The sequence below is a fragment of the Oceanidesulfovibrio marinus genome, from assembly GCF_013085545.1.
Classification (GTDB): domain Bacteria; phylum Desulfobacterota; class Desulfovibrionia; order Desulfovibrionales; family Desulfovibrionaceae; genus Oceanidesulfovibrio; species Oceanidesulfovibrio marinus.
In genome coordinates, this window is sequence record NZ_CP039543.1 from 3,876,122 (window position 1) to 3,894,623 (window position 18,502).

Sequence of the window (18,502 nt, forward strand, 5' to 3'; positions counted from 1 at the left end):
CGGACCGCAGCGAGTGCATCCATGGCTTTCGACATGTTCCATTTCCGGCATGACAAGACAGCCTGTCTGAACGCCGGCCTTGCGCTGGTGCTCATTCTGCTCATCGCAATCCATGTGTTCCATGTGACCGAGCTGACGCCGGTGCTTTTTATCGTGGTCCTCCTGCTCATGATCAAACCCACAGTGCTGCGGCCCTTTGCCGCGCTCTGGCTGGGGTTCTCCGAGCTCCTGGGCACGGTCATGTCCAAGATCGTCCTGGGCGTCGTCTTTTTTACCGTGGTCACGCCCGTGGCCCTGCTGCGCGCCGTGCTGGGCAAGGACCCCATGCAGAAGAAAGTCTGGAAGAAAAGCTCAGACTCGGTGTTTCGCGCCGTGCACAAGGCCCTCGGCCCCGACGATCTGGATACGATGTTTTAAATGGTTTTTTCTGGGGCGCTGCCCCAGGCCCCGCCAGGGACTGATGTCCCTGGACCCTGGGCTGGCCGTCGTCTTGTCCGCTACGCGTCCAGGACGCCGGCCTTATTATAGATCTGAATTCACTGGGGCGCAGGAATTCGCGGGACGCGAAGCGAGACGCGGATACCTGTCAGAAAGGGGTCAAGGGGCCGGTGGCCCCTTGCGGGGTACGGGGCGGAGCCCCGTCCTCAACAAGGAGTAGCGTGAAATGGATTTCCTCAAGGATCTGTGGCAGTTCATGCGGCAGCGCAAGAAGTTCTGGCTGCTCCCGCTCATCATGGTGCTATTGCTGTTCGGCGTGCTCATTGTGCTCACGTCAGGCTCTGCCGTGGCGCCGTTTATCTATACGATTTTCTAGAGCAGGGCAGCGATGGCCGACGCCATTCTGGGCATATCCGCCTTTTACCACGACTCGGCCGCGGCGCTGCTGCTGGACGGCGAGATCATCGCGGCGGCGCACGAGGAGCGCTTCACGCGCAAGAAGCACGACGAGCGGTTCCCGCGCCACGCCGTGAAGTATGTCATGGCCGAGGCCGGCCTGACCCCCGGCGATCTGAAGGCTGTGGCTTTCTACGACAAGCCGTACCTCAAGTTCGAGCGCCTGCTGGAGACGTACCACGCCTATGCGCCCAAGGGGTTGACGAGCTTTTTGTCCTCCATGCCCGTGTGGATCAAGGAAAAGCTCTTCATGAAGAAGATGCTGCGCGAGGAGCTGGCGGACATCGGGCCGGGCAGCGCGCCGTTTCTGTTTCCGGAGCATCACCTCTCCCACGTGGCCAGCGCGTTTTACCCCTCGCCGTTTGAGGACGCGGCCGTGCTTACTGTGGACGGCGTGGGCGAGTGGGCCACCACCACCATCGCCACGGGCCGCGGCAAAAACATCACCATCGAAAAGCAGCTCGACTTCCCACACTCGCTGGGCCTCTTGTACTCCGCGTTCACGTACTACACGGGCTTCAAGGTCAACTCCGGCGAGTACAAGCTGATGGGCCTCGCACCCTACGGCAACCCGGAGTCCGAACGCACGCAGCGCTGGCGGCAGCTCATCCTGGACGAGCTCATCGACCTCCGGCCGGACGGCTCCATGCTGCTGAACATGCGCTACTTCGACTTTGCCACCGGCCTGACCATGTGCTGCGACAGAAGCTGGGAAAAGCTCTTCGGCGTGCCCAGAAGGCAACCGGAAAGCGAGATCTCCCAGGAGTACATGGATATGGCCCTGGCCATCCAGCAGGTCACCGAGGAGGTCATGGACCGCCTCGCCAGGACCGCGCGCGAGCTCACCGGCAGCGCCAACCTGGTCATGGCCGGCGGCGTGGCCCTCAACTGCGTGGCCAACGGCAAGCTCATCCGCGAGAAGATATTCGACAACGTCTGGGTGCAGCCGGCTGCCGGCGATGCCGGCGGCGCTCTGGGCGCGGCCCTGGCTGCCTGGCACATCGCGTTTGGTGCGGAAAGAAAGACCCCGGAGCAGCCCGACTTCATGCAGGGCTCCTACCTGGGGCCCATCTACGGCGAAGGGTATGTGCTGCGCACCTTGCGCAAGCACTCGGCCCCGGCGACCAAGTATAATGACTTTTCCGAGCTGTGCGCTGTGGTGGCACAGAAGATCGCCGACGGCGCCGCTGTGGGCTGGTACCGCGGCCGCATGGAGTGGGGACCCCGCGCCCTGGGCAACCGCTCCATCCTGGGCGATCCCCGCGACCCGGATACGCAGAAGAAGCTCAACCTCAAGATCAAGTATCGCGAAGGGTTCCGGCCGTTCGCGCCCTCGGTGCTGGCCGAGCACGCCGATGACTGGTTCGAGCTGGATGGCGTGCCCTCGCCGTACATGCTCGTGGTCGCGCCCGTGGCCGAGCCGCATCGCAAACCCTTACCCGAAAACTACAACGAGCTGTCGCTCTACGAGCGCCTCTACATCCAGCGCTCCGACATCCCGGCCGTGACCCACGTGGACTACTCCGCGCGCATTCAGACCGTGCACAAGGAGACGAATCCCGAGTACTACGCGCTCATCAGCGCCTTCCACGAGTTGACGGGCTGCCCCCTGGTGGTCAATACCTCGTTCAACGTGCGCGGCGAACCCATCGTCTGTACGCCGGAAGACGCCTACCGCTGCTTCATGCGCACGGAGATGGACTGCCTCGTGCTCGGCAGCTACCTGCTGGACAAAACCGCCCAACCCGAATGGCGGGAAAGCGGCGACTGGCGCGACGAGTACGAGCTCGATTAGTTATTGAAAGAATCCGGGGCGCTGCCCCGGCCCCCGCAAGGGAGCACGGCTCCCTTGACCTTGATTGGGGCGGATTCTCTTCCGCCTACCCCACAAGCTCATCCGCAAATAGGGGCGCAGGCCCACAGGATGAGCACAGGGATATACTTGATCCGTTGTCACAGGAATGTGCGGCGGCTCATGTAGCCTCTGGCATTTCGCACCGGGCGTAGCCCGGTCCGGCAGCCGGGATTTCGCGCACCGCGCGGAACACCGGCCGAGTAACGGGTCCAGGGAGCAGTACTCCCTGGCGGGGCGTGGGGCGGAGCCCCACACCAACATGCACCACCAAACACCACGCGAGACCATGACTGACCACATCCAGTACGACGACGCGGCCAAGGCCCTGAAGCTGCTCGACCAGCGACTTTTGCCCTGCACCGAGGAGACCTTCGTGTGCCGCACCACCGAGGACATCGTGTACGCCCTGCAGACCATGGTCGTGCGCGGCGCACCGGCCATCGGCGTGACGGCGGCGTACGGGTGCCACCTCGCGGCCCTGGAGATTCTGGCCGAGACCGGCGGCGAGGGTGACTGGAAGACCAAACTTCTGGAGAAGCTGGAGATCATTGCCGAGGCCCGGCCCACGGCCGTGAACCTGCGCTGGGCCGTTGTCCGCGCCAAGGACGCCTGGGACGCCCGGGGCGACGTCTCCCTGCCCGACCTGGCCGCGGCCTGGCTGGAGCTGGCCCGGACCATCCAGCAGGACGACATCGAGAGCTGCATGGCCATCGGCCGATTCGGCGGCGTGCTCTTCAACGACGGCGATACGATCATGACCCACTGCAACGCTGGTGCCCTGGCCACGGCCGGCTACGGCACGGCCCTCGGTGTCATCCGCGGGGCCATCGACCAGGGCAAGCACGTCCAGGTCATCGCCAATGAGACCCGGCCCTTCCTGCAGGGCGCGCGGCTCACGGCCTACGAGCTGCACAAGGACAACATTCCGGTGACCATTGCCTGCGACAACGCCTGCGCCCTGCTCATGAAGAAGGGCATGGTCCAGGGCGTGGTGGTTGGCGCCGACCGCATTACGGCCAACGGCGATGCCGTAAATAAGATTGGTACCTATGGCGTGGCTGTGCTCGCCAAGCAGCACGGCATCCCGTTCTATGTGGCCGCGCCGCTTTCCACCATTGACCGCGACACCCCCACGGGCGACGACGTGCCCATCGAAGACCGTACCCCCCGCGAGGTTACCCACGTGGGCGACGTGCAGATCTGCCCCACGGACGTGCCGGTCTACAACTTCGCCTTCGACCCCACGCCCAACGAGCTCATCACCGCCATCGTCACCGAACGCGGCGTGCTCCGAGCCCCGTATACCGAGTCCATCAATAAAGCCTTTGACGAAGCGGGGCTGTAGCTGATAGCTCCACCACGCTGGCGAAGTCCGGGGGACTCTATCCCCCGGCCCCCTGCCGTGGATCACTGGTCCCCGGACCCCAATATATCAGGGTCCAGGGAACCAAGTTCCCTGGCGGGAGCGCGAGGGCAGCGCCCTCGCATTACTCAATAATTCAATCCGACGCCGTCCCTCTGACAGGACAGACAGGGGGGCGGCGTTTGTGATATATGGATATCCCATGCAAACGCTTCCACTTGTAGCGCTCATCGGCCGGCCCAACGTGGGCAAGTCCACCATGTTCAACCGCATGGTCGGCCGCAACCGCGCCATCACGCACGACAGGCCCGGCGTCACCCGCGACCGCATGTACGGCGAGGTGCGCCGCAAGGGCGAACGGGACTTCGGTCTCGTGGACACGGGCGGCTTTGCCCTGGACGACGCCGGCGAGTCCGTGCGCTGGGACGCCAAGGGTCCGGAGGGGCTCAAGGGGTTCGAGGCCGAGGTCTATGAGCAGGCGCGCATCGCCCTGGACGAGGCCGACGTGCTGGTGCTGGTGGTGGACGGCCGCGAGGGCATGTCCCCGCTGGACGCCCGCCTGGCCGACCATCTGCGCGGCTCGGGCAAGCCCGTGCTGCTGGCCGTGAACAAGGTGGACGGCGAGGAACGGGAGAGTGAGCTGACGGCCGAGTTCTACGCCCTGGGGCTGGAGCCCATCGCGGTGTCCGCGGCCCACGGCATGAACATGAACGGCCTGCTGGACGCCATCCGCGAGAGGCTGCCCGAGGAGAAGGAAGCAGGGGAGGAGGGTGAGGAGCCCGGCGTGCGCACGGGCCTGCGCATCGCCATGCTCGGCCGGCCCAATGCGGGCAAGTCCTCGCTGGTCAACCGCTTTGTGGGCGGGGACCGCATGATCGTAAGCGAGCTGGCCGGCACCACCCGCGACAGCGTGGACGTGGTGGCGGACATCCCCATCGGCCATCGCAAGAGAAAGCGCGGCAAGCCCGTGGCCCAGCCCGGCGAGCCCGAGGAGCTGTGGCGCTTCACCTTTGTGGATACGGCCGGCGTGCGCCGGCGCACCAAGATCACGGACGAGGTGGAGCAGTTCACGGTGCAGGCCGCGCTCAAGTCGGCGCGCAAGGCAGACGTGGCCGTGCTGGTCATCGACGCCCTGGGCGGCGTGGCCCAGCAGGACAAGAAGCTCATCTCGTACCTGGACCGCGAGAAGATCGCCTTCCTGGTCTTCCTTAACAAGATGGACATGGTGGAGCCGGCCGCGCGCAAGAAGGTGGTACAGGACCTGGAGTCGGCGCTGTCCATCTGCCCCCATGTGCCCAAGATCAACGGCTCGGCCCTCACCGGTTACAATGTGGACGAGATACTGACCATGGCGCGCAGCATCCACGAGGAGGCCGGCACCCGCATCTCCACCGGCGTGCTCAACCGCGCCATGAGCGAGGCCCTGAGTCGCCACCAGGCCCCGGTGGTCAAGCGCCGCCGCGCCAAGTTCTACTACATGACCCAGACCGACGTGCACCCGGCGACGTTCGTCTTTTTCGTCAATGATCCCGAACGTGTGAAGGACTCCTACGCCAAGTACCTGGAGAACCAGCTACGCAAGCTCCTGGGCCTGCCGCATGCGCCCCTCAAGGTGCTTTTCCGACCCAGCCATGGCGGGAAAGAATAACACGGCGAAATATTGGGAGAAGCAGCGGAAAACACGCGTCGTCCTTGACGCGGTGCACGCTCTCTCGTAATCTGCTTCGCCTACCTAAAAAATACCTTCAGGGGGTCATGATGGTCCAGAAAATGGATTCCATATGGTTCGACGGCAAGCTTGTTCCCTGGGACGAGGCGAATGTCCACGTTCTCACCCACACGCTGCACTACGGCGTGGGCGTTTTCGAGGGCATCCGCGCCTACAGGCTCAAGGACGGCGGCTCTTCGGTTTTCCGGCTCAAGGAGCACGTGGAGCGGTTCTTCCACTCTGCGCACATCGTGGAGATGGAGATTCCCTTCACGGAGGAAGAGATTGTCGACGCCATTGTGGAGACTCTGAAGGCGAACAAGATGCCGGAGGGCTACATCCGGCCCCTGTCCTTTGTGGGTGCCGGCGCCATGGGCGTGCATCCCGGCTCCAACCCCATTCAGACCATCATCGCCACGTGGCCCTGGGGCGCCTACCTGGGCGAGGAAGCCCTGGAGAACGGCATCCGCGTGAAGACCTCCACCTTCAGCCGTCATCACGTGAACGCGATGATGACCAAGGGCAAGGTCTGCGGCAACTACGTGAACTCCGTGCTGGCAAAGCGCGAGGCCGTGGCCGACGGCTATGACGAGGCCATGATGCTGGATACGGCGGGTTTCGTTTCCGAGGCCACCGGCGAGAACATCTTCATCGTGCGCAAGGGCGTCATCAAGACCACGCCGCTCACCTCCATCCTGGACGGCATCACCCGCGCCAGCCTGATGGAGCTGGCCGAGGACCTGGGCTACAAGGTGGTGGAGCAGCAGTTCACCCGCGACGAGGTCTACACCGCGGACGAGGCCTTCTTCTGCGGCACGGCGGCCGAGCTGACCCCGATCCGCGAGCTGGACCGCCGGGCCATCGGCAAGGGCGGCTTCAAAGTGGCCAAGCACCTGCAGGGCGAGTTCTTCAAGGTCGTTGCCGGCGAGAACCCCAAGTATGAGCACTGGCTGCACCGCTACGCGGTCTAGCAGCAGGCTGTTGAAAATCTCCCGCTGGCTGCGTTGCTGCAAAAAGTTCAACCCTTCGCGTATGCTGTATACGCGTCAGCCTTGAACTTTCCTTGCGCCTTGCCAGCGTGATTTTTGAACAGCCTGCCGTGAGAGGACTTTTCAACAGCAGTCTCGTTCTCTACGAAAGAATAAGTTTCGAAGCCCGGTTCGCCCGAAAAAGGCAGGTCGGGCTTCTTTTGCGCACAGGGTGCCGCAACGTCTCACAACTGTTAGTTAAAAGCTTGATTGATTAAACCATTTCAACCCGTTAAACTGGTTCTTTCCATTTGACCTGATTCGCGCTACCCAGGTGCTCATGAGCCAATCGCTCACCGCAAAATACAGACCCCAACGCTTTGACGAGGTAGCAGGCCAGGAGACGGTGAAAGCCGTGCTCTCCCGCGCCGCGCTGGAGGACCGCATCGCTCCGGCCTATCTCTTTAGCGGCACGCGCGGCGTGGGCAAGACCACGCTGGCGCGCATCTTCGCCAAGGCGGTGAACTGCGTGAACGCGCCCACGGCAGAGCCGTGCAACGAGTGCGTCCACTGCCGCCAGATCACCCAGGGCGCAGCCGTGGACGTCATCGAGATCGACGGCGCTTCCAACCGCGGCATCGACGACGCCCGCCGCCTGCGCGAGGACATCGGCTACGCGCCCATGGAGTGCCGCTACAAGGTCTTCATCATCGATGAGGCGCACATGCTCACCAAGGAGGCGTTCAACGCGCTGCTCAAAACCTTGGAAGAGCCGCCGCCCAACGTCACCTTTGTTCTCGCCACCACCGAGTCGCACAAGTTCCCGGCCACCATCATCAGCCGCTGCCAGCACTTCGTGTTCAAGCGGCTGCCAGCGCCGCGGCTCATGGATCACCTGCGCGCCATCCTGGACAAGGAGTCCGTGGAGTACGAGGAGGCCGCCCTGGCGCTCATCGCCAAGCGCGCGGCCGGCAGCGTGCGCGACTCCATGTCCCTCATGGGCCAGGTTATCGCCCTGGGCTCCGGTCCGCTCCGGTCCGAGGATGTCCGCTCCGTGCTGGGCCTGGCCGGGCAGGAGATCTACTTCGAGCTGCTGGAATCCATCCACGGGCAGGACCCTGTGGGTGTTTCCCGCGTGCTCGGCCAGATACTGGACCAGGGCCTGGACCTCGGCTTTTTCCTGCGCGAACTGGTCACCGTGTGGCGCACGCTTTTCCTGCTCAAGCAGTCGGGCGAGGCCGCCATACCGCTGCTGGACCTGGCCGAGGAGGAGGCCGCCGGCTGGATGGAGTGGGCGCAGAAGCTGGAGCTCGCGCACATCCACGCCGCCTGGCAGATGACTCTCGAAGGCCAGCGCCGCGTTCTCACCAGTCTGGAGCCCGCGCTCGCCCTGGAGCTGTTGCTCGTGAACCTCGCCTTCCTGCCCCGGCTGGTGCCGCTGGAGAATCTTCCCGCAGCGCCGTCGGCCGGCGGAGCAGGGGGCGGAACAGGTCAGTCCGGCGGCTCAGGAGGCGCAGCTTCCCCCGGAAATTTTAGCGGGCCACAGGGCCCGGCGGGAGCGCCACCATCAGGCGGCCACCCCGCGCCGGGCGCTCCACGCGACGCTGCTCCGGCGGCACCGCGTTCTGCACCTGCACAGCCTGCAGACCAGCAGCCTCCGCACCCATCGCCGCAGAACAGATCGCACCAGGCGCCTTCCGGGCCGCGTCCGGCTCCGGCAGCTCCCAGACCCGGATACGCCGGCAACGGCGCCGCGCCGCAGCAACCGGCGCAACAACATGCTCCCCGGCCTGCGCCGGCACCCCAGCCCGCACGGCAGACCGCCCCGGCCAGCCATCCCTCAGACACTCCGGCTGGCGCTCCGCAATCTGCGCAGAACAATGGTTCTCACGCGCAGGAGCCGCCGCCGTGGGTGGACGACGGCCCGGCGGATGATTACTCCTTTGGTGGCCCGCCGCCAGGACACCCGGCCGCGGCAGGCGGCGAGCCCCCGTTGCGGGAGGCTCCGCCCACTCCGCCCGAGTATGCGGAGCAGGCAGGTCAGGAACGCGAGTATCCCTCCGGCTGGACTGGGTTCATGGCCCGCTACCGCGACGCCGGCGGCGAGGACGGCCCCACGGTGCTGATGCACACCCGCGGCGAGCTGGACGGCGGCGTGCTGACCATTTATTGCAAATCGACGTTCCACAAGGATCAGGTGGAGGAGCAGCAGCACTGGCGTTTTCTGGCGCCGCTCGTTGCCCTGCACTACGGGCCCGATGTACGCATCGAGGTCGTCAGCGAGAACGGTGAGTTTGTCCACCAGAAAGAGCTGCGCGACGAGGTCCGCTCCCGTCCCCTGGTGCAGGGGATCATGGAGGAGCTCGACGCCCAGTTCGTGAACTGTCATCCTGTCAAGCCATCGCAGAAGCCGGGCGGCCGGTCCGAAAACGGCTCCAGCGACGGTTGAAATCCCGAATGAACATGATTGAATGGAGGATACCCACATGCGCGGCATGAACGATCTGGTGCGCCAGGCGCAGGTCATGCAGAAGAAGATTCAGAAGGCCCAGGAAGAGCTTGCCGAGAAAGAGGTCGAGGCCTCTGTGGGCGGCGGCATGGTCACCGTGGTCGCCACCGGCAGCCAGGAGATCAAGAGCGTGAAGATCGATCCGCAGGCCGTGGACCCCGAGGACGTGCCCATGCTCGAAGACCTGGTGCTTGCCGCGGTGAACGAGGCGCTGAAGAAGTCCAAGGACATGGCCGAGGAAGAGATGGGCGCCCTCACCGGAGGGATGAAGATTCCGGGGATGTTCTAGGTGGTTCACGAGCGACTTCCTGAGCCGCTCAAGGACCTCGTGGATCAGCTGGCCGGCTTGCCCGGGCTGGGGCCGAAGTCCGCCCTGCGCATGGCTCTGACCATGCTCGCCTGGCCGGAGGCCCGTACGCGGGAGCTGGGCCGGGCGGTGGGCGAGCTTCGCGACCGGCTCTGTATCTGCGACGAGTGCCGGGGGCTCTCGGACACGAATCCCTGCGCCATCTGCTCGGACGCGCGCCGCAGCCGCGAGACCCTCTGCCTGGTGGCGGAGTGGGACAGCCTGCTCGCCATAGAGGAAGGCGGCTTCTACCAGGGGCTCTACCTCATCCTGGGCGGGCTTCTGGCCCCGCTGGACGGCGTGGATGCCACCGGCCTGAACACGGACGTGCTCAAGAAACGGCTGGCCGAGGGCGAGGTCCGCGAGCTCATCCTGGCCCTTGGCACCACCCTGGAGGCGGAGAACACGGCGTCGTACATCAAGAACATGATCGTGCGGGAGTATCCCAACGTGAGCGTGACGCGCTTGGCCCAGGGCATTCCCCTGGGGGCCGAGGTAAAGCACGTGGACAAGGAGACGCTCCGGCAGTCGCTCATCCACCGGCAGAATCTCTAGCACCGCGGGCCGGCGTGGCAGCCGGGCCGGCATGGTGTTATGACTGGGAGCAGGAAATACCTGTATTTTCGCTCTTCAGTTATGAGAATGGCCTCGCCTTGAGCGGGGCTTCGCGGCGGATGCCGCGGGAGCACGAGGTTCACAACGTTGTGCTCCAGGAATATGATGAACGCGCGTTGCGGGCGGGACGGCCTCATTGCGTCCGCCTGCGCGCACCGGCGCGCGGACTCGCGTTTGCGATCCGGCGGCGGTTTTTGTGGATGATCGCACCGAACCAGCTCCAGACATCCGGCAGGGTAGCCATGCGAACCTTTATCTTCCTTCCACCGCTCGGCAAGCAGACAGGCGGCACCGCGCAGCTTATCCAGGTCGCCGCGCACCTCGACAACGCGGGGTTCGACGTCTGCCTTGTCACGCACGGCGACTGGTCGGCGCCGGCCCTGGCCGCTGCCGCCTCGCTGGATGTGGAGCGCACGACGCTGGACGAGGTCGTGGTGCAGCGCGAGGATATCTGGCTTGCGCCGGAAGGCTGGCCCAACGCCATGGCCCCGGCCCTGGACTGCTGCCGCGTGGTGGTGTGGTGCCAGAACTGGGCGTACCTTTTTTCCGGACTGCCGGAGGGCGTGCACTGGAAGCAGCTCCCGGTCTCGTTCCTGGCCGTGTCCCGACCCGTGGCCTGGTACATCGACGAGATGGTAGGCGCGCATGCGCACATGCTCTGGCCCGGCATCGACCTTGAAATCTTCCATCCGGCCAAGAGCGCGCCGGCCGGTCCGCCGGCCATCGCCTGGATGCCCCGCAAGAACAAGGCCCTGGCGCACCAGATACGCGTCGCCGTGGACAGTAGACGGTCCAAGGTGGCGGCAAAGCCGATCCGCTGGGTGGAGATAGACGGCCTGGCGCAGTGGGAAGTGGCCGAGGCCATGCGCTCGTGCCGGCTCTTTCTGGCCACGGGGTTTCCGGAAGGCTGCGCTCTGCCGCCCCTGGAGGCCATGGCCAGCGGGCTCTTCGTTGTGGGCTTTGCCGGCGTGGGCTGCTGGGACTACATGCGCCAGGCCTGGCAGCGCGAAGGGTTCGTCGTCGAGGCGCCCTACATGGCCGACGAGACGTGCGGCGCCGCATCCGGTCCGGCCAAGAAGCAGCAGGGCAACGGCTTTTTCGTGGCCGACGCCGACGTGCCGGCCGCGGCCATCGCCCTGTGCGACGCGCTGGAGCTCATTGAATCAAACGATCCCCGCGCTGGGCAGATTGTCCAATCAGGCATCGACACGGCGCAGGACTATGGCCGGGAGGCTCAGGCGCGCACCGTGAAGGCCTTGTGGCGCAAGGCTGAGCAGGGCGAGCTGTTCCCCGGACCGTGATAAGGATTTTGCATTTCCATGGCTAAAAAGAAAAAGAAAACGCCGCCGCCACCGCCCCAGAGCGTGGGGCTGCCGGCAGGCGGTGTGGAGACGCACGCGCATCTGGATATGGAACCTTTGGACGCCGAAGTGGACGCGGTGCTGGACCGGGCCGCGGAGGCAGGCGTCTCTCGCGTGGGACAGGTCTTCCTGGGGCCCGAGGCGTACGAGGCCGGCAAGGAGCTGTTCGAGAACCGCGACGAGGTCTTCTTCATCATGGGCATCCATCCGCACGATGCCGAGAGCGTGAACGGCGCGAGCCTCGACGCCATGGCGCAGGCTTTTGCGGATGACGCACGCATCAAGGCAATGGGCGAGATCGGGCTGGACTTCTACCGTGATTGGTCGCCGTTCGATGCGCAGCGCATAGCCTTCCGCGAGCAACTTTCCCTGGCGCGGGAAAAGGACATTTCCGTAGTTATACACTCCCGCGACGCCGCCGAGGAGACGCTGGAGATACTGGACGACATGGGCTTTGCCGACCGCCCGGTGCTGTGGCACTGCTTTGGCGGCGGCCCGGACCTTGGGCAGGAGATCGTCTCCCGCGGCTGGTTCGCCTCCATCCCCGGCACGGTGACCTTTCCCAAGAACGAGGCCATGCGCCGCGCCGTGGCCGCCTTGCCGCTCCACGCCATGGTGCTGGAAACGGACTGCCCGTACCTCACGCCCATCCCGTACCGCGGCAGGACCAACGAGCCGGCGTACCTGGCCTTTACCGCGGCCGAGGTTGCGCACATCCGCGACGTGGAGCCGGCCGCAATCTGGCGCGCCACGGCGCAGAACGCCGCCGCGTACTTCGGCATCACACTGCCTGACAATGCATAAAGGATAGACATACCATGGCATTCTTCTCCAAGCTCAAGTTCTGGAAGAACAAGGACGAGGAACAACAGGCTGCTGCCGAAGAGGCAGAAGCGGTGGAGGCCGAGGCGGCGGAGCAAGCTGCTGAAGCCGGAGCCGAGGAGCCGCCTGCCGAACCGGAGGCCGGGATACCGGCCGAGGGTGAGCCGGTTGTCTCGCCGGCTCCGCCCATAGTGGAGACGCCTGCCGGGGAAGGCCCAGCGCCCGAACCGTCGGCTGCTGCGCCCTCAGAAGCGCCGCCGGCCGCCGTGGAGGATTGGCAGAAGGATCTCGCCCTGGCCCTGCGCGAGGCCGAGCCGCGGCTCTCTGCCTGGCTCGACGCCATCCTGGAAGGTGTCAGCGAAAAAGGTCCGGCGCTATGGGAACGGCTTTCCTTCCTGTTCAAGGCGCTGGGTGCGCCGGCCAGCGAGGCCGAGGACTTCATCACCCGGTTCCAGAAGTGGCTCGACGACATGGAGTACGAGGCCGTGGCGGAGTTCCGCTCCGAGCTGCAGTACCGCCTGGCCCTGGCCCTGGACCTGGAAGACGAGGAGGACGAGCGGAACCGGCTGATGCTCAAGCTCTCCGAAGGCCTGGCCAAGACCAAGGAGACCATCACCAAGCGCATCGACACGCTGCTCGACACGCACGAGACCATCGACGAGGCGTTCTGGGAAGAGCTTGAGGAAATTCTGATCATGGCCGACGTGGGCTATGAGGCCAGCGTCCAGCTGGCCGACCGGCTGCGCGCCCGCGCCAAGAAGAACAACGTCACCGATCCCGCGCAGTTCAAGGACCTCATGCGCGAGGAGCTTGAAGAAATATTCAAGGAAAAGAAGCGCATCGCCGTGGTCAACCCGCCGGAGGTGGTGCTCGTCATCGGCGTGAACGGCGTTGGCAAGACCACCACCATCGCCAAGCTGGCCCATCGCGCCCAGATGCAGGGCCGCAAGGTGCTCATCGCTGCGGGCGACACCTTCCGCGCCGCGGCCGTGGAGCAGTTGGAGATCTGGTCCAAGCGCGTGGGCGCGGGGTTCTACGCCAAAGGGCAGGACGCCGACCCGGCCGCCGTGGCCTACGAGGCCATGGACAAGGCCGTGAGCGAACGGTTTGATCTGCTCATTGTGGACACGGCCGGCCGCCTGCACACCAAGGTCAACCTCATGGACGAGCTCAAGAAGATCAAGCAGGTGCTCGGCAAGAAGCACCCCGGCGCGCCGCATCGCTCCGTGCTCGTGCTCGACTCCACCACCGGCCAGAACGCCCTGTCCCAGGCCGACCTCTTCAACAAGGGCGTGGGCGTGGACGAGGTCATCCTCACCAAGCTTGACGGCACGGCCAAGGGCGGCGTGGTCGTGGCCATCGCCTTGCAGTACCAGCTGCCCATCACATTCGTGGGCCTGGGCGAAAAGATGGAAGACCTCCGACCCTTTGACGGGCATGACTTTGCGAAAGCATTGCTGACATAACCAAACACGTATCCGGACGCTGTGGGCAGGAGCTTCCTTCGAAGGGGGCTCCTGCTCTTTTTTTGTCCGGCGTGGGTATTGTTTTCCCCTGGATGGACCGAATAGTCCTGCACAACACCAGAAGCGGCTTTCAGGAAAAGCCGAAGAGAAGTGCGCCGCCGCAAGAACGCTGGTGCCTGGTTGCTCTGTCCCCAAGCACAGGGATATTGATTGAATTCAGCAACATTGGTATAGGATGGCATCGCAGCCGCTGTAGGGAGTGGAGGCACAATGTGTACGTAAATTATGATCTTTTGTAATTGTTTTCTTATAGAGAAAATTTACACAGTATCCTGCAGGCCTAAGAAACCCTGGGCGCTCAATCAGGTACGCTGCTACCCAAAGGGTCGCACGTTATAGCTCCTGGGAAAAATCGTCGGTCAGCCATTCAGCCTACTTGAAGGGGGTATTATGCAGTTCAAATCGATTAAAACAAAAATTGTCGTCATGGCTGGCATCTGCTTGATCGCGACGATAGCTGTACTGTTGATTGTCAATGTCACAGCACAAAAGAATACGCAGAGTTTCGTAAGCAACAAGGTCCATGATCTGATTGAGGCGCAGACGAAAAGAGGTCTGCTCTCTGTGGCAAAGAATCAGGCAAGCCAGATACAAGAAAAACTGGCAACCAACCTGGACGCCGCCAGAACATTGTCTGAGGCATTCAAGGCAATACGGATGGATTACTCCAATAATCCAGATATGGATATCCGTGAGCTGTTGAATGACATACTTCTTACAACCTTGAAGGATAACTCTGATTTCCTTGGGACGTATAGTGCCTGGGAACCCAATGCCCTGGATGGAAATGACATGCAGTACGCCGGGGACCAAGGCAGCGGCCATGATGATACAGGGCGATTCGTGCCGTACTGGAACAGAGACGAGCAGGGCAACATAGCAAGACAGGCTCTTGTTGGTTATGAAGATTCATCCTTGCATCCAAACGGCGTGCAAAAGGGTGGGTGGTACCTCAGACCAAAAGAGAAACACAAAGAAAACATCCTCGACCCGTTCCCGTATATTGTTCAAGGCAAACAGGAATGGCTTACCACCATGTCGGCGCCCATCATGGAAGATGGCAAGTTTCTGGGTATCGCCGGTACAGACCTGCGCCTGAACTTCATCCAGCAGCTTTGCGAGAAAGTGGCCGCAGATTTGTATGATGGCGCGGCGTCAGTGCAGGTCATCAGTAATCTGGGGGTGGTTGTCGCCAGCAGCAAAAATCCGGATACGGTCGGCAAGCCTCTGAAAGATGTGGGGGAAGCAAACTGGCAAAGGATTGTGGAGGCGACGAAGGCGGCTGAATCGTTCGTCGACCTTGGAGAGGAAGGCGGCGTCGTCAAGGTTCAGGCCCCCATCATTCCCGGCAGAACGGAAATGCCGTGGTCCGTGTACATCGAAGTGCCGCACTCTGTTGTTTTTGCTCAAGCGAATGAGCTCGACCGCGATATGGACGCGAATCTGAACCGCAGCATTCTCATCGGTGTTGGCGTTGCCGGCGCTGTGGCCGTGCTTGCCTGTGCAATTCTCTGGTTCCTCGCGGGAACTATAGTGACGCCGGTGCGCAAGTCGGTCCGTTTTGCAGAAAGCATTGCCGAAGGCGATTTCGAGCAGAAGCTTGAGATCAATCAAAAGGATGAGATCGGTGTGCTGGCCAACTCCCTGCGGACAATGGCCACCAATCTGAAGGCAATGATAGCCGAGGCCGGAGAGAAGACACGGGTGGCCGAGGAAGAATCCGACAAAGCACAGGTCGCGATGCAGGAGGCGCATGAAGCAAAGGAACGCGCCGAAAGCGCCAAGGCCGAGGGCATGCTCCAGGCGGCGCAACATCTCGAAGAGGTGGTCGAGGTTCTTACCTCCGCATCCGAAGAGCTGTCCGCCCAGATCGAACAGTCGAGCCGAGGCTCGGATGTCCAGTCGCAGCGTGTCAGCGAGACCGCATCAGCCATGGAGCAGATGAACGCCACGGTTCTTGAGGTCGCCAAGAGCGCGGCGGAGGCGGCGTCCACCGCAGACTCCGCGAAAGGCAAGGCGCAGGAAGGCTCTGACGTCGTGACGCAGGTAGTCCAAGGCATTGGGGAAGTGCAAGACCAGGCCCTGGACATGAAGAGCGACATGACATCCCTGGGTGAGCAGGCCGAAAGCATTGGCCGGATTCTCGATGTGATCTCCGACATTGCCGACCAGACCAACCTGCTGGCGCTGAACGCCGCTATCGAAGCTGCCCGGGCTGGCGAGGCCGGTCGGGGCTTCGCCGTGGTGGCCGATGAAGTTCGCAAGCTGGCCGAAAAGACCATGACGGCGACCAAGGAGGTCGGCGACGCGATCCATGGTATCCAGAACGGCACCAAACGGAATATCCACAACGTGGAACAGGCCGTGTCGAAAATCGACAGCGCCACCGGGCTGGCTCAGAAATCCGGGTCGGCGCTCAGCGAGATTGTCCAGCTCGTTGATCTGACCACAGACCAGGTCAATGCGATCGCGGCGGCCTCGGAAGAGCAGTCTGCGGCAAGCGACGAGATCAATCGCAGCATCGAGGAGGTCAACCAGATCTCGGCCGAGAACTCGGACGCCATGCGCCAGTCGGCACTAGCCGTTACCGAGCTTGCCCACCAGGCCCAGGTCCTGAAAGACCTGATCGAACAGATGAAAAGCGAAAGCACCGCCTCGGCAGGCTAATAATTGCTGCGGGAGTTTTTGAGGCGAGAGGGACACCCTTTGAAAAGGGTTCTCCCTCTCGCGCTCTCCCTTCCCAAACTTTTTATCTGGGTGCTCTTGTTTGCGAACAAGAGCACCCTATTCTTTTGAGAAAAGCCAGTTGAAAGTCTTTGGAAAGGGGGTTGGGGGAAGAACCATTTCTTGTCTCCGGCGTATTGTATTATGTAAAAAGCGGTGTGGTCGTAGCTATCTTTGATTTAGGCGAGAGACGGAAGGATTGCGATTGGCTGACAGGCACGAGCTTGCCAGCGCATAAGTGTCCGGAGGAGGGTCATGTCCGATGAGTATCTCGAAGAGATAGATCGAATGCTACAAGAGGCTGGAACCGCGCTGGATGAATGCGCGCAAATAATATCCGAAAAGAATTTTAATTCTCAAAAGAATATTGGGAGGATAGCGGAGTCATTGATGCTATTGTTCGAAATCCGCATGGAGATATTCGAGACAAGGCCTGATCTGAAGCCTAGTTATCTAGATTGATTCAATTTATACGCTGCGAACAAACCTTGTTGCATTGACTGAACTGAGATGGATATAACCTGACACCTGGGCCACCAAAAGGTTGTGGTCATGCCGTCCCTGGCTGGGTATCGATGGAGTTGCGAAGCTTCACGAACCCTTTCGAGGAGAACGCCATGACCACGAAACGCAAAGTAGCACGAAGGAAGATGAGTCTGCTAGAGCTGGCCACTGAATTGGGCAACGTCAGCAAAGCGTGCAAAATCATGGGCTATTCCAGGCAGCAGTTCTACGAGATCCGGCGCAACTACCAGACCTTCGGCGCCGAAGGTCTATTGGACCGCCTGCCCGGGCCGCGAGGCCCGCACCCCAACCGCGTTGACGAGGCTGTCGAGCAGGCCATTCTCGACTACTGCTTGGCTCACCCCACGCACGGGCCGCTCCGCGTCGCCCAACAGCTTGTCCTGCAAGGCGTCCAGGTCAGCTCCGGCGGTGTCCGCGGCGTCTGGAGCCGGCACGGCTTGCTCACACGCCACGAGCGGTTGCTGCGGCTGGAGAAGAGCGTGCGGGAACAACGCCTTGAGCTCTCGGATGAGCAAATCCGCATTTTAGAGCGCTTCAGCCCCGAGTTCCGTGACCGGCACATCGAGACGCGTCACACCGGCGATCTTGTGGCCGTGGACACCTTCTTCGTGGGCACGCTCAAGGGCGTTGGACGCGTGTATTTGCAGTCGGTTATCGACTGCCACAGCCGCTATGCCTGGGGCCGACTCTACACCACCAAGTTGCCGGTTACCGCGGTTCACGTGCTCAATGAGGACGTGCTGCCGTTCTTCGAGGAGCACATCGCGCGCATTTCGACGATTCTCTCGGACAACGGTCGCGAGTTCTGCGGTCGCCCGGACAAGCATCCGTACGAATTGTTCTTGCAATTAGAAGGGATTGAGCACCGGACAACGCAGGTTCGCCGGCCGCAGAGCAACGGCTTTGTGGAGCGGTTGCATCGGACATTGCTCGACGAGCATTTCCGCATCAAGGGCCGCGAGAAGTGGTACGAATCGGTGGAGGAAATGCAAGAGGATCTGGACAGTTACCTGAACCACTACAACCGGGAACGCACCCATCAGGGCCGCGGCATGGACGGCCGAGTGCCCTACCAAGCGTTCCTGGACGGCATCGTAATCAACGAAGCAGAGGTAGAAAAAGAAGAAGCAGCGTAGCCATCACCCCGCCAGGGGCGGAGTGTCAGGTGAATACTATCTCTGTACACATTGACCGTGCGGGCTTCTTTGTAGGCTGCTCTCTCTTCCCAAACTTTTTATCTGGGTGCCCTCGTTCGCGAACAAAAGCAGCCTATTCTTTTGAGAAAA

The 18,502-nt window shown here is 62.6% G+C and carries 14 protein-coding genes; all 14 read left to right on the plus strand.

The window, feature by feature from the left end; translation table 11 throughout:
• The first annotated feature begins 21 nt into the window (after positions 1-21).
• Entirely contained in the window at positions 22-417 is a 396-nt protein-coding gene (locus tag E8L03_RS17110) for an SxtJ family membrane protein (protein ID WP_171268001.1), read from the plus strand.
• Between the two features lie 247 nt (positions 418-664).
• The gene (locus E8L03_RS17115; RefSeq protein WP_167512438.1) at positions 665-814 is read left to right on the plus strand and encodes a DUF5989 family protein; all 150 of its coding nucleotides are present in this window, start codon (positions 665-667) and stop codon (positions 812-814) included.
• 12 nt (positions 815-826) lie between these two features.
• Positions 827-2,689 carry a carbamoyltransferase family protein gene (locus E8L03_RS17120; protein ID WP_171268002.1) on the plus strand — a complete coding sequence of 621 codons (1,863 nt, stop codon included), beginning with the start codon at positions 827-829 and terminating at the stop codon, positions 2,687-2,689.
• Between the two features lie 346 nt (positions 2,690-3,035).
• Complete coding sequence (mtnA, locus tag E8L03_RS17125; RefSeq protein WP_144305244.1) at positions 3,036-4,094, plus strand: S-methyl-5-thioribose-1-phosphate isomerase; 1,059 nt, start codon at positions 3,036-3,038, stop codon at positions 4,092-4,094.
• Between the two features lie 220 nt (positions 4,095-4,314).
• Positions 4,315-5,760, plus strand: coding sequence for a ribosome biogenesis GTPase Der (der, locus tag E8L03_RS17130; RefSeq protein ID WP_171268003.1), 1,446 nt, complete (start codon positions 4,315-4,317; stop codon positions 5,758-5,760).
• Positions 5,761-5,870: 110 nt separating this feature from the next.
• Entirely contained in the window at positions 5,871-6,791 is a 921-nt protein-coding gene (locus E8L03_RS17135; protein WP_144305242.1) for a branched-chain amino acid transaminase, read from the plus strand.
• A 337-nt stretch (positions 6,792-7,128) separates the two neighbouring features.
• Positions 7,129-9,237, plus strand: coding sequence for a DNA polymerase III subunit gamma/tau (gene dnaX / locus E8L03_RS17140; RefSeq protein WP_171268004.1), 2,109 nt, complete (start codon positions 7,129-7,131; stop codon positions 9,235-9,237).
• Positions 9,238-9,274: 37 nt separating this feature from the next.
• On the plus strand, positions 9,275-9,586 hold the full coding sequence (locus tag E8L03_RS17145; RefSeq protein WP_144305240.1) for a YbaB/EbfC family nucleoid-associated protein: 312 nt from the start codon (positions 9,275-9,277) through the stop codon (positions 9,584-9,586).
• Positions 9,587-10,198, plus strand: a complete 612-nt coding sequence (gene recR, locus E8L03_RS17150; RefSeq protein WP_144305239.1) for a recombination mediator RecR — start codon at positions 9,587-9,589, stop codon at positions 10,196-10,198.
• 302 nt (positions 10,199-10,500) lie between these two features.
• Positions 10,501-11,559: a glycosyltransferase gene (locus E8L03_RS17155; RefSeq protein ID WP_171268005.1), complete on the plus strand. Its 1,059-nt coding sequence runs from the start codon at positions 10,501-10,503 to the stop codon at positions 11,557-11,559.
• A gap of 18 nt (positions 11,560-11,577) precedes the next feature.
• Positions 11,578-12,423: a TatD family hydrolase gene (locus tag E8L03_RS17160; protein WP_171268006.1), complete on the plus strand. Its 846-nt coding sequence runs from the start codon at positions 11,578-11,580 to the stop codon at positions 12,421-12,423.
• 14 nt (positions 12,424-12,437) lie between these two features.
• Positions 12,438-13,907, plus strand: coding sequence for a signal recognition particle-docking protein FtsY (gene ftsY, locus E8L03_RS17165; RefSeq protein WP_171268007.1), 1,470 nt, complete (start codon positions 12,438-12,440; stop codon positions 13,905-13,907).
• A gap of 450 nt (positions 13,908-14,357) precedes the next feature.
• On the plus strand, positions 14,358-16,634 hold the full coding sequence (locus tag E8L03_RS17170; protein ID WP_171268008.1) for a methyl-accepting chemotaxis protein: 2,277 nt from the start codon (positions 14,358-14,360) through the stop codon (positions 16,632-16,634).
• 674 nt (positions 16,635-17,308) lie between these two features.
• Positions 17,309-18,352, plus strand: a complete 1,044-nt coding sequence (locus tag E8L03_RS17175; protein ID WP_171268009.1) for an IS481 family transposase — start codon at positions 17,309-17,311, stop codon at positions 18,350-18,352.
• The last annotated feature ends 150 nt before the right edge of the window (positions 18,353-18,502 follow it).

Excerpts from the sequence above, each read along its gene's own strand:
- E8L03_RS17120 (WP_171268002.1), top strand. The coding sequence starts at position 827 with ATGGCCGACGCCATTCTGGGCATATCCGCCTTTTACCACGACTCGGCC.
- der (WP_171268003.1), top strand. The coding sequence starts at position 4,315 with ATGCAAACGCTTCCACTTGTAGCGCTCATCGGCCGGCCCAACGTGGGC.
- dnaX (WP_171268004.1), top strand. The coding sequence starts at position 7,129 with ATGAGCCAATCGCTCACCGCAAAATACAGACCCCAACGCTTTGACGAG.
- E8L03_RS17110 (WP_171268001.1), top strand. The coding sequence starts at position 22 with ATGGCTTTCGACATGTTCCATTTCCGGCATGACAAGACAGCCTGTCTG.
- E8L03_RS17115 (WP_167512438.1), top strand. The coding sequence starts at position 665 with ATGGATTTCCTCAAGGATCTGTGGCAGTTCATGCGGCAGCGCAAGAAG.
- E8L03_RS17145 (WP_144305240.1), top strand. The coding sequence starts at position 9,275 with ATGCGCGGCATGAACGATCTGGTGCGCCAGGCGCAGGTCATGCAGAAG.
- ftsY (WP_171268007.1), top strand. The coding sequence starts at position 12,438 with ATGGCATTCTTCTCCAAGCTCAAGTTCTGGAAGAACAAGGACGAGGAA.
- E8L03_RS17170 (WP_171268008.1), top strand. The coding sequence starts at position 14,358 with ATGCAGTTCAAATCGATTAAAACAAAAATTGTCGTCATGGCTGGCATC.
- E8L03_RS17160 (WP_171268006.1), top strand. The coding sequence starts at position 11,578 with ATGGCTAAAAAGAAAAAGAAAACGCCGCCGCCACCGCCCCAGAGCGTG.
- E8L03_RS17175 (WP_171268009.1), top strand. The coding sequence starts at position 17,309 with ATGACCACGAAACGCAAAGTAGCACGAAGGAAGATGAGTCTGCTAGAG.
- E8L03_RS17155 (WP_171268005.1), top strand. The coding sequence starts at position 10,501 with ATGCGAACCTTTATCTTCCTTCCACCGCTCGGCAAGCAGACAGGCGGC.
- E8L03_RS17135 (WP_144305242.1), top strand. The coding sequence starts at position 5,871 with ATGGTCCAGAAAATGGATTCCATATGGTTCGACGGCAAGCTTGTTCCC.
- mtnA (WP_144305244.1), top strand. The coding sequence starts at position 3,036 with ATGACTGACCACATCCAGTACGACGACGCGGCCAAGGCCCTGAAGCTG.